This window comes from Candidatus Magnetobacterium casense, from assembly GCF_019173545.1.
Lineage (GTDB): Bacteria > Nitrospirota > Thermodesulfovibrionia > Thermodesulfovibrionales > Magnetobacteriaceae > Magnetobacterium > Magnetobacterium cryptolimnobacter.
Genome location: NZ_JABXWD010000032.1, coordinates 1 through 16,387, shown reverse-complemented (window position 1 = coordinate 16,387; position 16,387 = coordinate 1). Strand labels below are relative to the sequence as shown.

Sequence of the window (16,387 nt, the reverse complement as noted above, 5' to 3'; positions counted from 1 at the left end):
TCTGGCTACCGGTTAATCCTGTCGTGCAATTGCTTCCTTGACAGTGCCGTTGTCATATGCTACCATTGAGCATGAATGTAGTGTTAACCGTGGACAAGCCGCCGGGGCTGACGTCGCATACGGTCTGCCAGAGAGTCAGGCGGGAGCTTGGTCTCAAAAAGACGGGACACACCGGCACGCTTGATCCGCTGGCAACGGGGGTGCTCCTGGTCTGCTGCGACAGGGCCACGAAGGTCGTGGACTACCTTGTGGGATTGGACAAGGAGTACGTTGTCCGAATGCGGCTCGGTGTGGAGACGGACACGCTTGATGCAGAAGGTGTACCGGTTATTGAGATGCCGGTGCCGCCTCTTACGGCTTCGGAGATCGGGGAGGTTCTGGTGAGGTACACGGGTGAGATCATGCAGACGCCGCCGATGTACAGCGCCATAAAGGTAGGCGGGGTGCCGCTGTATAAGAAGGCACGGAGCGGTCTTGAGGTGCAACGAAGTGCCAGGCGTGTAAGCATAGGCAGCATCGAGTTGACGCAACTGCACTTGCCCTCTGTTGAGCTTCGGGTGTCGTGCTCCAAGGGGGTCTATATACGGACGTTGTGCGCCGACATTGCAAGGGATATCGGTACCTGTGGGTACGTTGAAAGTCTTAGGCGGATGCGTGTAGGGTGCTTTGATGTTGGCGGGGCGATGCACCTGGGAGAGTTGAACTTCTCCGGGGTGGGGTGCCACAGCCTCGATGACGTGCTGGGGCACATGCAGGAGGTGGTGTTGGGTTTCGGTGAGGTGCGGAGGCTGACAAACGGTCAGACGCTCTCCGGTGTGGGGCCTTGTGCGTGGGCTTCGGTGGTAGACGGGGAGCAGGCCGGGCGGTACGTGAGGGTGAAGGACCCCCACGGGAGACTCGTTGCGGTTGGTTCGGTGACGGGCACAGACATCAGGATGAGTACCCTCCTTGGCGATGTAACCTAAGTATACCTGTTGGTTGTCCTAATACTTAAAGTTAAGTTTTAAGATAAGTTCTTAAGTAGCTATAAGAAAATAAAAAAAAACACTTGACAAGAAATTTTTGCTATGGTATAACATCTCTATGGTATCGTTATTTGGTTCCAAGTCGCTACTTGGCCTTGATATAGGTTCGGGAAGCATAAAGGCGGTTCAGTTGAAGGACCTCAAGGAGGGTTACGAACTGGAGTTGCTGGGGGTGATGCCGTTGCATCCATCCATAATAGCGGAGGATGCCATAGCGGATACGGTCAAGCTAGGCGAGACCCTGAAGGAGCTGATCAAGAAGTTCAATATAAAGGCGAAAAATACCGTGATATCCATATCAGGCCATTCCTCTGTTATAATCAAACGTATCACCCTGCCGGAGATGACCGAAGAGGTCTTAAATGAAAACATACGATTTGAGGCGGAGCAGTACGTGCCTTTTGGCATAGAGGACGTCAACCTCGATTATCAGATAATAGGCCCTGCCGAAGAGGCCGGTCAGATAGATGTTGTGCTGGTGGCGGTGAAGAAGGACCTCTTAAACAGCTACGTCAACGTGGTCAAGGACGTGGGATTGGTCCCGGTTATAGTTGATGTTGATGCCTTTGCGCTTGAGAACATGTATGAGATCAATTACCACAGTGGTGAAGAAAAGAACGTGGCGCTTGTCAACGTCGGTGTAACCAATACGACGATAAATATATTGAGAAACGGAGTGTCCGCCTTTACGCGTGACAGCTCAATCGGTAGCAAGATACACACGGATACCCTCATGCGGGAACTCGGTGTGACAATGGAAGCGGCGGAGAAGCTCAAGCGTGGGCAGGAGGCCGAGGGAATATCTGCGGTGAAGGCCGAGGCTATCATAAATTCGGCTTCGGAGGAGATCGTCATGGAGATAACCCGCTCGCTGGATTACTTCAGCGACACGCCCGATATTGGCAACATCGACGAACTAATGCTCGGTGGGGGCGGGGCCATGGTTAAAGGTTTTAAGGAGCTGATAACAGAGAGAACCGGACTTACCGTAACATTAATGAACCCCTTTAGCAAGATAAAGATACCCAAGCAGATGGATGCCAAGTACGTGGAGTCGGTGGCACCCCTGGCTGCCGTAGCCGTAGGGTTGGCCATGAGGAGGGTTGGAGACAGATGATACGGATAAATCTGCTACCCTCAGACAAGCGTCCAAGAAAAAGGAAGAAAGCCGCTCAAAAGGTCCCTGCGATTATACTAGGTCTGATAGCAAGTCTGCTCGTAGCACTGATATTGTCGGGGGTGGGCGTTTACCTGATAAACAAGAAAGTCAAGCTGTTAACCAATGATAAGGTTCAAAAGACGGCGAAACTTGAGGGGTTGAAACAGAAGATTAAAGAAGTCGAGGCAATGAAGAAAAAGATAGATAAGGTTGAGGCGAATAAAAAGGCAATCGAGGAGTTGAGGGCAAATCAGAGCATCCCTGTGAGGGTGATAGACGAGGTCAGCAAGGCGTTGCCCGAAAACGTATGGATAAAGCTGTTGACACTCAACGGCTCTAATCTTGCTTTAGAGGGTGTTGCTATGACCAATGATGACGTTGTGGTGTTTGTCAATAACTTCAAGCGTTCGGAGTTGTTTAAGGATACGTATCTGGTTAAAAGCCTTGAGGTAGCGGAGAGAGGAGAAAAGGATACTATTAAGGTGTATAGCTTTGGAATAACCATGATCGTTGTTAAGCCGGAAGCAAAGGCTGCGGAGATAAAAAGTTGACGCCTGTTACCCTTGAGTCCATAAATAAGCTGCATCCCGGAGTGAGGGTGCTTATAGCGTTAATACCGCTTATTATTATATTGCTGGTTTTTTATTTTGCGTTTTCCAAACCTAAGTACGCGCAGATAAAAAAGTTAAAGTCAGAGATAAAGAAATTAGACAGCGAGATAGCAGATGCGCAAAAGATGGTAGAACAACTCCCTGAGCTAAAGGCCAAACTGGCCATGGCAGAAAAAGAATATGAGCAGATAAAGCGGCAGCTCCCGGAAGAGAGCGAAATATCAAGCCTTTTAAAGATGGTCTCAGACCAGGGCAGGTATTCGGGCCTGAAGATAAACCTGTGGGAGCCAAAACCAAAGTCTAACCACCCAAGCAACATAGTCTACGTGATCCCTGTGAATGTTTCGATGAATGGTTCTTATCACGAGCTTGGTAACTTCCTGAGCAGGTTGACAGCCCTTGACAGGATTGTGAATATATCGCAGATAAAGTTGGACAGCCCAACGTTTGGAGCTGAAGATGTTAGCCTTAAGATACAGCTTGTGGCCAATACGTTTTCGGCCATACCAGAGCCTGATGCCAAAAGTGCTCCAGGTACGGCGGCAAAATAGGAGAGCATGAAAGAGTGGTTTTTGGTGGAAGGACAATGGATGCTATGCTAAAAAAATGGTGCTTCGTAAGTGTTATGCTTATGACGTTAATGTTCTCAGGTCTGGCTGTGAGATATGCCGCCGGAGCCGGTACTGATCAGCCTGCGGCGGCTGGTGCAACGCCGGGTAAAACCCAACCTGCCCCCGTCAATAAGACTGTGGATAAACCCGTCGAACCCATAGTGCCATACGAGTATAACCCCCAAGGTAGACGCGATCCGTTTATGTCCATCCTGGAACTGAATAAAAAGAAGCGGCAGAAAGAAAAGGGACCAAGAGATACCCGCATACTTTCCCCGCTGGAGACCGTTAATTGGGCAAATATGAAACTGATCGGTATCGTTATCGACCGTATAGATAAATATGCCTCTGTCGTCTTGTCTGATGGTAGAGCGTTTGCTATAAAAAAGGGGACTTTCATTGGAATGAATGGTGGCAAGGTCGTGGAGATAAGACATGACAGGATTGTTGTAGAAGAGATAATAGTGGATGACGTGGGTAGAAGTACAGTGAAGAGACTCTCCATGTGTTTAAATCAAGAGGAGGCCAGTGGATGCGATTTTTAGGTGTTTTAAATAAGTTGATAGTGGTTTTTATTTCTGTTGTCTTGCTTTATGGTTGTGCCTCCGGCAGAAAGGAAGCCAGACCGGTAAACCAGGGGATAGAGCAGGAGACAAAAAAAGAGATACAACAGGGGGCAGAGCAAAACATCCGGCAGGCTTCCGGTAATGTATTGAAAGAAGTTGGCATTGAGGGTGATAAAATCAAACTGACCGCAAGTAGTGTGTTTCCCTATAATGTAATAAACACGTTTGATCCGTTGAAAAAAATAGTTGAACTCAAGGGTGTAGAGGCAGGCGATTATAAAGACCGTCTTATTGTAGGCAAAGAAGGCATAGTGGACGTAACCGTCAAAGAGGAAGAAATGGCTACCGTGTTAGAGGTAAGGCTGTCGTCTCCGTTGGATATCTATGATGTGGTTGCGCAAGATACCTTGGAACTCGTATTTAAAGCCGGCGAACCTGTCGCGGCAACAGACACCGCCAAGTCCGGTGCAACTAATGGTGCGATTAAGGAGAAGGTCATCGTAAAGCCTTCAAATGGTGTGCTAAAAGAGGCCAGAAACATAACAGGCGTACATTTCAAGAAAGAATCGGCTACGCGTTCAAAGGTAGAGATATCCGGGGATGGTCCGATATCGGCGGATGTCTTTACGCTCGATGGCAGGATCGTGGCAGATATCCCCAAGGTGAGACTGGCAAAGCTGCAAAAGCAAACCCCTAAGATGCCCCTGAGCGCCATCAGATGGGTAGAGCACAAAGATAAGGTGCGGATAGTGTTGGACGTGGCAGAGAAGGTCAACTACGAGGTTGTCATGGGTGGCAATGTGGTGGATATCGTGCTGACGGCGTCGGGGACGAATGCCGCTGACATGCCAACAACCGTGCAACCTGTCGGAAAGAAGCCGCCTGTTGGAAAGAAAAAGAAGGGCGTTAGTCGGGGTAGTAAAGATGCCGAGACAACGGATGATGTGATGAGCGATGTGCAGGCCAGGATAGACCGCCTCAAGGAAGAGCCTAAGAAGCCCTCCGCCGGAAAAGGGCATAATGAAGCGGGATTCCCAAGAAAGGGTCTGGTGACACTCGACTTTAGCAACGCGGAAATTGTGCCGATAATGAGATTGATATCTGACGTTAGCGGGTATAACATCGTTGTAGACCCGGCAGTCAAGGGTAAGATTACGCTGAAGCTCAAAGACGTTCCGTGGGATAAGGCCCTGGAATTGATCCTTGATACGCATAGGCTCGATAAAGAAGTTGACGGCAATATTTTAAAGATAAAGCCGAAAGATGCGACCGCTGAGACTGCTAAATGCAGCTCGCAGCCGGTGGTGATAAAGGACCTGACGATAACCTTCTCGAATATGGGAGGTGTCGGGAGGTCTATAAAGAGAGAAAATGTCGAGTCAGGCTCCGGCAATATCTGTCTCGATCTGAACATTAATCTCGATGGCAACACTGGCGACAGTGCCGGCAGCGATAAGACGAGTATGGGTGAAAAGAGTGATAGATCAAAAAAAGATGGCAAACACTAGGATAATCAATGATTTTGTATCAATTAATGGAGATGTCAGGGAGACCAATGAAAATGTTTAAAGGCAAGGGCTTAATATTATGGGTCGGGATACTTTTTGTCATGATGGTTTATGGTTGCAGCTCAACCGGAGGTGTCAGTGGTAGTGGCAAGCCTGATGGCCTGTTACAAGAGGACAGCGGGCGAGCACAGGCAGGTGTCATAGTCCACAATTTTGTGAAATCAATAGAAATAGAAGACTATATGGTGAAGATCGTAGCGGAGAAGCCCTTTGAATATTCGCTGACTCCGCCGGTGGACCCTTTTAAGATAGTGGTGAGTCTAAAGGCCGTGGACTTGGGTATGTACAGAAACAGAATTGTTTCGGGCAAGGAAGGTATTGCCGAAGTGTCATTGCAGCCCTCCGGTGCAGATGGCGTGTTAAACGTGGAGATCACGCTTACGTCACCGTTTGAGACTACACATAAGCAGTCGGATAATGTCCTGACTGTTGGCGTGCGCAAGGATGCAGAGGGTGTCAGGACTGCGGATGCCAACAATGGTGCACAAAATGGCGGTAAAGAGTGGGTGGCGGTTAAATCGGAGAAAGAATCGTTAGTGAAATCAAGCGACAAGGCAACACCAATGGATAATCTGCCGGCAGAGAAGCCCGCAGGCAAATCGCTGGAGAGTCATCCGGTACCGGTTGATGGTACCTCCCCCGTGCATGAGGCCAGGAGCATTACCGGCGTGAGCTTTAAGCGTGAGAGGGATGCCGTAAATGTGATAATCCGTGGCGATGGCGCCTTGAAGCCGGTGATATCCAGTCTCAGCGATGCCAATGTCCCAGACAAGATAGCAATAGATATCCCCAATGTAAAGATAGCGTCAGAACTACCAAAGGAAATAGCAGTGCCCTTAAAGGCGTTAAGGTGGGAAGAGGGTGATCTGGGAGTGCGTGTAGTGCTGGAGCTGCAGAAGGATACCCCCTATGAGGTGCTAACGGTCAATGATACGATTATAGTCTCTCTGACGACGTTTGACCGGATTGAGGCGGCGGTAAAGCGAGCCGTCAGAGGCGGCGAATCAACTCCTGTTGACCGCAGGGAACGGACAGGTAGCGCAAAGGCAGATGCCGCAGGTAAAAGGCATGACTCTATCTTTGCGGCGGATGTGCCCGTTATCAAAGCAGACCAGCCTGTTGGAAAAATGCCTTCTGTAGCCCCTGCGCAAAGAGGAGATTCTTTAGCCTCGCCTTTTGATGATGGGACAGTGAAGATAATAAAGGATGAAGCTGCTGAACCCCTTGAACTTACTATGTGTGGCAAGAAACTCGAGTGCGGTACCCAAAATAAAATAAGACTGAATGTTCAGGATGCCCCTGTGACGGCATTACTCAAACTCCTCGCCGATGAGAGTGGCTGTGATATCGTAGTAGACTCCGATGTCAGCGGTAAGGTGACCATGCAAGTTAAGGACGCCCCCTGGTACCAAGTGGTGGAGCTTGTCCAGAAGATACTCAAGCTCGGTTGCGATGTAACCGGCAACATTATCCGCATAGCCAACCAGAAGACCTTGGATGATATGAGAAAGACAGAGCTTGAAGCGAAAAAACGAGAGGACGATGAAAGATTGCGAATATCAAGCTCTAAACGTAAAGAAGAAGAAGCATTGCTGGAATTGGCTAAGGTAAAGCGCATGGATTGTTTCCTGAAATATGTACCCGCTGATGAGGTAAATAAAAAACTGTTGAGCAAATTTGAGGCAACAGGCAAAAGTGCAGTAGCAGTATCCAAACAACAGGAGGATGCAGGGGCTTTCAATTTGGGTCTTCAACAGAAAAGAGAGCAAGGAGCCTTATTGACTCCTAAGGGTACTGTTTATGCCGACGAATCGGTGAATAAACTCATAGTAATAGATATAGAATCAGCATTGAAGAATATCAAAGATTTTATCCACGCTCTGGATGTGCCTAAGAAGCAGGTGCTGATAGAGACCAAGATAATAGAAGTCAATAATAATATTTCGGATACGTTGGGAATAAATTGGGGATTTTTTTCAAGGTCTTTTGACAAAACAGGTGCAATAGGTATGGGTAAGGGAGCAGGCGTCACCGGTCAAACCTTCCTGGCGGATATGCCCTCGACCGTGTCCAACCTGGGCAGTGGTATAGCCTTGGGCTTTATAAATGCTCAGAGGACGCTAGGCCTGGACCTGAAGTTACAAGCAATGGAGACCTCAAATAGTGGTAAGATTATCACGAGCCCCCGCCTGCTCACAATGAACAACGAAGAAGCAAGCATCACACAAGGGTTGGAAATACCATACCCCATAATGAACCCCCAGGGAGTGGTGTCGGCGGCATTTAAGTCCGTGTCAGTCGATATTAAGATTACACCAAAGATAACGCCCGGTCGGCTGATTAATCTCGATGTGGAAATTAAAAAAGAAGACTTGGTTGGCTATACCAAGATAGGTGGCAGCGATGCCCCCAATACAACGAAATTAAATGAAAAAACAAAGGTCATAGTAAAAGATGGTGAAACATTGGTGCTTGGAGGTATATTTAAACAAAATAATGCCATTTCAGAGGAGGGGACGGCAGGACTAAAAGATATACCGGTTTTGGGTTGGCTATTTAAATCAACAACGAAGGAAAATAAAGAATCCGAATACCTGATATTTATAACCCCCAGAGTGGTAGAAAGGGAATTTGGCGGCGATTCTACGGACTGTAAAATCGTTGAGCAGTAACGATAATAAGACACTGTGCTGTTTTAATAGTTCATAACGTTGGTATTATTAAAGATTACATAAGAAGGAGAAGAAATGCAAAGAAGAAGGATTTTAACACTGTTATTGCTCTTGGGTCTGGCGTTTGTCTACAGTTGTGGAGGTGGCAGCGGACCAGGCAGCCCCGGTAGTAGCGAACCGGGTAAGATCGGCGGGTATTTAACCGTGTCCACGATGGTTCATTCATCTCCCGCAGGAGACCAGGGGGATGGTTGGCAGATCGATCTGGTGCAGGGTATATGCGAAGGCGGTAAAGCAGAGAAATGGGGCGATGACACTGCCGTTGTAACTGTTGGGTTGACATCATATGATAAGTTAGTCCCAGCCAACACCGTATTCATACAACGCTATACCATTGAATATACCCAGCAGATATACGAGCTGGACCTGCCTCCAATTAAGATGTTTGACCTGACAACAACAGTTGCGGTGAAACCTGAGACCTCGGCAACAGTAAACCTTGTTGTCATTGATGCCGGTACAAAAACTGAGTACATGAAAGAGATAAACAGCGGGAAATATAATCCTAGCAGACTGGAGCCATATCTGTATGATATGAAGATAACCTTCTATGGTGTTGACTCGCTGGGGCATGAATTTAATGTACCGATCCACAGGACGGTGTCATTAGCTAATTACAATTTATGTTAAACTGAAGGAGTATATATAATGAAGACATATAATCAGCATATAAAACGTTATTTTATCTATGTCATGCTCTTATGCCTTCTGGCAATGTCCGCTGTCAGTTGTGGTGGCGGAGGCGGGTCCTCCGGCAACGACTACACACCGCCTCAACCAACTGTAGGCGTGCCACATGACATAATGCTCTCCACGGACAAGACCGTGGGACAGTCAAACGCCCCGATTTATATGACTGCCCTGATAACCGACGCAAACGGCAGACCCGTTAAAAATACGGAAGTGACCTTCACAAAGACATCAACAGCCGGCAATATAAGCCCAAGTCTGATAAACGAATTTGCCGCCAAGGATGTCGCAGTCTATAAGGTGCAAACAGACATCTATGGCCGGGCAAGCATCAAGGTAAACTCCACCGCAAGTGGCTATGTTACCGTAGAGGCATACACTGGCGGCGGCCTGATGGCGCGCAGATCGGTGCTCTTTACAAGCTCGGGAACCATCGTAAACCAGTTCACACCCATATCGGTCGTCCTGGACATAGACGGTAACAACAACGGTACCTACAACGAAAAAGACGACTACAAGGTCTGTCAGTCAAAAACAGACCAAATTATAAAAGTCAAGGCCACGGTCTACTTCAAGGGAGAAAAAGCCGCCGGTATAGGCCTGTTTATTGGCACTGACCTGAGTAATCTCGTTGACTTCTATAACAACATCTACGGTATATACTCCGTAAGCTCAACAACAGGTGTGAAAACACTCATGGGATGCGACTATAACGGCAGCGGCACCATAGATGCCACTAACGAATACAATTGTTATACAACGCACACCAATACAACGGGTGTACCGTCGTATTGGTTCAGCGAAGACCGTGTCTATACCAACAGCTCCGGAGAGGCCAAGACCGAATTCCGGATAAGTTGCCAGAACATCTCCCAAGAACGTTTGCTCTCTGTCCTGGCAACGACGGACAGCTACAGCTTCCCCGAATTTAGTCCCACGGGAAGGCAGTTCTATGGCACGGGTAGCACAACCCTGTTCATAGAACCCATAGTAGTCTCAAGCGTAACGGTAACGGCAAATCCCACGGAAGTCGCCACAGGACAGACGTCCTACATCACGGCCACGGTAAACACGACCCTGGGCGATGCAACGGCACCCGATGGCACGTTTGTCCAGTTCTACGCCGATTGCAAGGACAGTACGGCAACCGCCTTGTCGTCGTTTAACCCGCAGACAGCCCAGATAACCAACGGTAAGGCTACAACGATCTTTACCGCCCCAACGGAAATACCTACCGGAGATGCCGGACAATGCACAATAGAGGCAAGGGTTGGAGCGGTGTCGGGCTTTGTCGCCCTTACGGTCAACAGAGCGCTGGAAGTAACCCCGGTATCTCAGACCATCTCGAATCCGAAGGTCGGTGATACGGCAACGTTTAACGTAGTTGGCGGCGCCAAACCCTATAGTGTGCGCAGCGGTAACCCGGCAGTGTCGGTAGCCATAAGCGGCTCTCAGATAACGGCCACCGTCGCAAGTCTCCCCAATGATGATACAACAAACGTATCGATTACGGTAACCGATGCAAAACACATGGAAGTCACCGTTACTCTGGTGTTGGCCTCTGATCCGCTGTCGATAACACCAAACCTGCAAACACTGATCTCTCCACCGGTGGGTACAAGCGTTACATACACGGTGCGAGGTGGAAGACGTCCATATACGGCTTTCTCCGGCGACCCTCAACTGGTCAGCGTAAAAGTATCCGACTCAACCCTGACCGTCACTACCCTTGTGGTCATAACAGCGGCAAATGCAAAATCCGTAGCGTTGACCGTGCAGGATGATAAGGGCAGGACTGCCACCGCATCGTTAGCCCTTCAGGTGTCCTCCTCAAGCGGTATTACGATCACACCGCCAACCCAGGTACTGACAAATCCACCCGTAGGCACTACTGCCACCTATACGGTATCCGGCGGCGCCCCGCCTTACAGCGTTACCGTGGATAAACCACAGCTTGCCGGCGTTGCAATAAGCGGTAACACGATAACTGCAACAACCCGTGTGGCAATCACAACTTCTAACGCCGGTACCGTAAATATATACGTCACAGACTCCTCAGGCGTAATGGCAACCGCAACGCTTGACCTCAGGGCAGCCACAGGTACTCTAATAATAGACCCTGCCAGCCAAACCCTTACAAGTCCGGCAGTGGGCACTGTCGCTACGTATACGATCATCGGCGGTACAAGACCTTACAGGACCAGCGTTAATCTGCCACAAACGGTAAGTACCTCCACAAGCGGTGATACCCTCAACGTGACAACCCTTACTGCAATTACAACGGCCACTACCGTCACCATCAACGTCACCGATGCCAACGGCCTCACTGGTACGGCAAGCCTCAATCTGAATCCGCCAGGAGCCAACGCCCTGAGCATTACACCTGCAACCAGAATCCTGACGACACCTATAAAGGGCACTACGGCCACATATACGGTTTCAGGTGGTAAAACACCCTACTCGGTGACCACCGACTCCCCTCAACTGGTCAGTGCATCCGTGGTAGGTTCAACCGTGACCCTTACTCTGTTGAAAGACCTCACATCGGGAAGCATTAACTTCTACGTCACAGATGCCAATGGTTTAACGGGAACAGGAACCTTGACCATTGCCGCAGGGGCCTTCTCAATATACCCTCAGACTATTACCTTGATCGCCCCCAATGCAGGTGACACGGCTAATTTTGACATGTTTGGCGCCACTCCTCCGTTTAAGATATACATCGATCGCCCCGACCTCTTAACCGCAAAGACCGGGACATCTTCAACCGCCTCAAGCTCTATCCCCCTGACGGTTACTGTTAGACAGAAGGTCACCGCCAGCGATAACGGAACAACTGTTAATGTTCAGGTGCTTGATGCCACTACCAATACAAGTAGCTGTGGCGTTAAATTGGTCGTATATTGATGAAGGATATGTGGAGGAACTTATGAAAAAACGAAACACTGCTCGATTGATACGGACAATAATTGCAGTTGCGATGTTGCTGGTTGTCGTCTCCTGCGGAGACCAGGGGAAAAAAGACGCCGCTAACTCCAGCACCGCTGCCAGTACGGCAACGACAACTGCAAAAACAAACGAGTCCGTAACCGCCTCCCTGACAAAAGGAAGGTTTACCCCTAAAGATATAGCGGATGTAAATGCAAATGCCTATAAAGAAGGACAACTGCTTGTGAAGTTCAAGGACGATATCACCTCAACCAGATCGTTGACCGTACACAGGGCACTCAACGCCAAGGTCGTAAAGACCTACTCGCTGGTGAAAAACCTCGAACTCGTGACCCTGCCTGCTTCCTTAAGCGTCAAAGAGGCCGTTAAGCAGTACATGCAACATGCCGACGTCCAATACGCCGAACCCAACTACTATGCACAGGGACTGGACGTGATGCCCAATGACCCGTATTTTGCCGTGCAGTGGGCACTGTACAACACCGGCCAGAAAAACGGTACCCCCGGCGCAGACATAAAGGCCTATAAGGCGTGGGATGTCACCAAAGGCGACAAAAACGTTATCGTTGCCGTCCTGGATACAGGGGTAGACTACAATCACCCCGACCTTGGCGGTAATATATGGAACAATACCAGAGAAACCTTTGACGGCCTCGATAACGACAGCAACGGCTACGTTGATGACATCCGGGGGTGGGACTTCGTCGGTAATGACCTCGTAGACCCAAAAGAAAGCAATAACCCGATGGACGTCTACGGCCACGGCACCCACGTTGCCGGTACAATCGGCGCCATAGGAAACAACTCAACCGGTGTGGCCGGTGTCAGTTGGGACGTGACCATTATGCCCGTCAAGATTCTCAACTCCGACCTCAAAACCACAATGGACGCCCTCATATCTGGTATCCAGTACGCAACCAAAAACGGCGCCAAGATCATCAACGCCTCCCTGGGATGGAAAAATACCAGCCAGGCTATCTATAACGCAATAGCAAGCGCAAGGGATGCAGGCGTCTTGCTGGTGGCCGCAGCCGGTAACGGTGGCAGCTCCGATAACATCTACTGCAACGGCTCCCTCCAAAACGACAACGACCTTTCCCCGTGCTATCCCGCCAGCTATAACCTGGAAAACATTATAGCGGTTGCAGCCTCCGACCAAAACGATACACTCGCCTCGTTCTCCAACTACGGGGTGATTTCGGTCGATGTCTCTGCCCCCGGCGTTGATATTTGTAGCACGATAACAGGCTATAACTCCGGCACCATCTATAGTTGCACCTATAGCGGAACGTCCATGGCTGCCCCGCACGTCAGTGGCTTGACCGCTCTGTTGTGGGCGTACTATCCGCACTTCAGCGTTGCGCAGATCAAGCAGATGGTAGAGAGCTACACTGACCCAATGGCCTCGCCATACAACACCATGACCAGAACCGGTGGAAGGGTCAATGCCTGGAAATCGCTTTCGGCCCTGTGGAGCCCCTCCGACCTCAAAGTGGTCAGCACCTCTGCCGGCTATGTCGTCCTGAACTGGGTTGACAGGGCTACCGCAGAAAATGGCTTCCTGCTCTACAGAAGACTAGGAGACGGCCCATATGTACAATACAAGGCTCTGGCTACCGATACACAATCCTTTGTCGATACCGATACAATTGTAGGACAGTCCTATACGTATAAACTAGTGGCTTACAACTCAATAGGCGTATCGCCCAACTCCAACGAGGCCATCGTCCAGGTAGTGGCTCCTCCTCCTCCAAGCAGTGGCGGTGGTGGTGGCTGCTCCATAGCCGGTACCAGCAACTCCGATAATGACAAAGACTCAACGGATGTTTTGGCCATCATGTTGCCAATAGCCTTGGCTCTCTTGATCAGACTGCGTAGGTTTGGAAGGATAAACTAAATGTTTAGGTATACAGTTGAAATGTTGTGTATAAGCATACACTGTGAATAAGTTATAATGGGGTCAAGGGGACTGGTCCCCTTGTGGGTGGGTCTGAGGGAGGGCAAAGCCCTCCCTTCTTTCTTTCTCCCCCCACGGATAGGATAAAGTATAAGGATGGATAGATTAAAGATATCGACAGCGGGAGAATCGCACGGTAAGGCACTCACTGGGATCATCGAAGGCATCCCCGCAGGCCTGCCCATAGAGGCCGATACCATAAACACTCAACTCCACCGAAGACAGCAGGGGCACGGACGCGGCGGCAGAATGAAGATCGAGCAAGACCAGGCCGAAATCCTCTCCGGCGTAAGATGGGGAAAAACCCTGGCCAGTCCCATCGCCCTGAAGATCGATAACCGCGACTGGGAAAACTGGCAAAAGGGTATGTCTTCCCTCGGCCAGAACGAAGGTTCTATCCCTCCCGTGACAAGGGCCAGACCCGGCCATGCAGACCTCGCAGGATGCCTCAAGCATGGCTTTAGGGATATCCGCAATGTGCTCGAACGCTCCTCTGCACGAGAGACGGCTATGAGGGTAGCCCTGGGGGCTGTGTGCAAGACGTTTCTTGCCCAGTTTGGCATCTCCATCGGCAGCTTCGTCGTAAGAACCGGAGGGGCCGGCCAACGCTACTATCAATCCGCAATGAACGAACTTGGCGGTCTTAAGGACATCGGCAATCAGTTGATAGCACTCAGCGTCAAAGCAGACCAATCCCCCGTCAGATGCCCTTTCGAGGAGGACGCACAAAGCATGATCGAGGCCATTGATGAGGCAATCGAAAGAGGTGACACAATCGGAGGTGTTTTTGAGGTGTTTGCCGTGGGTCTGCCCGTTGGACTGGGCAGTCACGTGCAATGGGACAAGCGCCTCGACGGACAATTGGCTCAGGCAATAATGAGCATACAGGCTGTAAAAGGCGTCGAGTGCGGACTGGGCTTTGACCTCTCGCAGCGCTTTGGCTCAAGACTCATGGATGAAATACTCTACAGCGATGAAACCGGCTTTTATCGCCAGTCCAACTTTGCCGGAGGCCTCGAAGGTGGCATGACAAACGGTATGCCCCTGCTGATGAGGGCCATCATGAAACCCATTCCAACACAACGAAAACCCCTGAATTCAATTGACATCGTAACCAAACAACCAAAAGAGGCCGCCTACGAGCGTTCGGACGTCTGCGCCGTTGCCGCATGTAGCGTGATAGCCGAGGCCATGATCGCCTTTGTCCTGGCTGATGCCATCCTCTGTAAGTTCGGCGGTGACTGCATTGATGAGACAATTAGAAACTATAACAATTATCTAACGTACCTGAAAGAGTTTTAACCATGAAAAATATAGTCCTGACTGGCTTTATGGGAACCGGAAAGACCACCGTCGGATGCCTCCTGTCTGATACACTGGGCAGGCCGCTGATCGATATAGACTCCGAAATAGAAACAGCAACCGCAATGAAGATCAACGAAATATTCGCAACCCGAGGAGAACCGGCATTCAGAGATCTGGAGACCGATATGGCCCAAAAGGTATCAAGCCTCAAGGGTGTGATCATATCCACTGGCGGTGGCATTGTGCTGAGAGAGGAAAACATGAAACACCTCAGAAGTAACGGCTACATTGTCTGCCTGATGGCAGCTCCGGAGGCAATCCTAAGTCGTGTAGCCGGCACCGATGACCGCCCACTGCTTAAGGTGCCAAATCCCCTGCAAAAGATATACGAACTGTTAGACTTCAGAAGACCGCTTTATGAAAAGGCCGATCTCGTGATCGATACCGATGACAAGACCCCCGAAATGGTTGTTGCGGAAATTATCGCGATGACCACGTTTTCACTTTGAGACTTAAAGCTTAAAACTCAATTGCAATGAGAGTACCTCATCCTATTCAATATCAGGGAAGTAAGAGAAATCTTGCATCAAAAATCCTTCGTTATGTTCCAGGGAACTTTCCGAGACTCGTGGAACCTTTTGCAGGTTCAGCCGCTATCTCAATAGCGTGTGCTGCAAAAGGAAAAACTAATTCATACTGGATAAACGACTTTAATAAGCCGCTGGCTGAATTACTTGAACTTATTATTAATAGGCCTTCTGATATAGCCGATTCTTATCAAACAATATGGAACCACAGCAGCATAACGACTCCATAGAGCATTATTACCAAGCTATAGAGGATTTCAACAGAACAAAAGACCCAAGGCTGTTTCTTTACTTGCTCGCCCGTTGTGTAAAGGGGGCAATACGTTATAATTCTGAAGGATTGTTAAATCAAAGTCCTGACAAGAGACGACATGGGACAAAACCGGAAACAATGAGAGAAAATATTTTTGGTGTTTCCAGACTCTTAAAAGGAAAATCTGTAATATCCTCGCTTGAATATAAAGACGTTCTGTCAAACGTAAGCGAAGAGTATCCTCTTTAAAAAGCAGGGTAAAAATTTTTTTTCACGGTTAAAGGGCATGGATTCCTGCTTTCGCAGGAATGACAGTTACAGGCGTTTTCCAAGTGTGTCATTCCTGGCTTGACCAGGAATCCATGATGCATAAA

General features: G+C 49.3%; 12 protein-coding genes and 1 pseudogene. All 13 read left to right on the top strand.

Annotated features, from left to right (window positions below):
* Positions 1-71 precede the first annotated feature (71 nt).
* Positions 72-965, top strand: coding sequence for a tRNA pseudouridine(55) synthase TruB (gene truB / locus HWQ67_RS03130; RefSeq protein ID WP_218251191.1), 894 nt, complete (start codon positions 72-74; stop codon positions 963-965).
* Positions 966-1,083: 118 nt separating this feature from the next.
* A complete protein-coding gene (gene pilM / locus HWQ67_RS03125) occupies positions 1,084-2,142 on the top strand; it encodes a type IV pilus assembly protein PilM (protein ID WP_218251190.1) in 1,059 nt (352 codons plus the stop codon).
* Positions 2,139-2,735: a PilN domain-containing protein gene (locus tag HWQ67_RS03120; protein WP_218251189.1), complete on the top strand. Its 597-nt coding sequence runs from the start codon at positions 2,139-2,141 to the stop codon at positions 2,733-2,735. The genes pilM and HWQ67_RS03120 overlap by 4 nt, the downstream gene beginning before the upstream one ends.
* Complete coding sequence (locus HWQ67_RS03115) at positions 2,732-3,346, top strand: type 4a pilus biogenesis protein PilO (protein WP_218251188.1); 615 nt, start codon at positions 2,732-2,734, stop codon at positions 3,344-3,346. Before HWQ67_RS03120 ends, HWQ67_RS03115 begins: the two co-directional genes overlap by 4 nt.
* 14 nt (positions 3,347-3,360) lie before the next feature.
* Positions 3,361-3,951 carry a pilus assembly protein PilP gene (locus HWQ67_RS03110; protein ID WP_218251187.1) on the top strand — a complete coding sequence of 197 codons (591 nt, stop codon included), beginning with the start codon at positions 3,361-3,363 and terminating at the stop codon, positions 3,949-3,951.
* On the top strand, positions 3,939-5,480 hold the full coding sequence (locus HWQ67_RS03105) for an AMIN domain-containing protein (protein ID WP_218251186.1): 1,542 nt from the start codon (positions 3,939-3,941) through the stop codon (positions 5,478-5,480). The genes HWQ67_RS03110 and HWQ67_RS03105 overlap by 13 nt, the downstream gene beginning before the upstream one ends.
* 47 nt (positions 5,481-5,527) lie before the next feature.
* The gene (pilQ, locus tag HWQ67_RS03100) at positions 5,528-8,212 is read left to right on the top strand and encodes a type IV pilus secretin family protein (protein ID WP_218251185.1); all 2,685 of its coding nucleotides are present in this window, start codon (positions 5,528-5,530) and stop codon (positions 8,210-8,212) included.
* A 75-nt stretch (positions 8,213-8,287) separates the two neighbouring features.
* Positions 8,288-8,902, top strand: coding sequence for a hypothetical protein (locus tag HWQ67_RS03095; protein ID WP_218251184.1), 615 nt, complete (start codon positions 8,288-8,290; stop codon positions 8,900-8,902).
* Between the two features lie 18 nt (positions 8,903-8,920).
* Positions 8,921-11,869, top strand: coding sequence for an Ig-like domain-containing protein (locus HWQ67_RS03090; protein ID WP_218251183.1), 2,949 nt, complete (start codon positions 8,921-8,923; stop codon positions 11,867-11,869).
* 22 nt (positions 11,870-11,891) lie between these two features.
* Positions 11,892-13,808: a S8 family serine peptidase gene (locus HWQ67_RS03085; protein WP_218251182.1), complete on the top strand. Its 1,917-nt coding sequence runs from the start codon at positions 11,892-11,894 to the stop codon at positions 13,806-13,808.
* A gap of 156 nt (positions 13,809-13,964) precedes the next feature.
* Positions 13,965-15,170 (top strand): chorismate synthase, encoded by a 1,206-nt coding sequence (aroC, locus tag HWQ67_RS03080; RefSeq protein ID WP_218251181.1) that lies wholly within the window; start codon positions 13,965-13,967, stop codon positions 15,168-15,170.
* A 2-nt stretch (positions 15,171-15,172) separates the two neighbouring features.
* Positions 15,173-15,682, top strand: a complete 510-nt coding sequence (locus HWQ67_RS03075; protein WP_218251180.1) for a shikimate kinase — start codon at positions 15,173-15,175, stop codon at positions 15,680-15,682.
* Between the two features lie 26 nt (positions 15,683-15,708).
* Positions 15,709-16,244, top strand: a pseudogene (locus HWQ67_RS20385) (DNA adenine methylase); the annotation flags it as partial.
* Positions 16,245-16,387 lie beyond the last annotated feature (143 nt).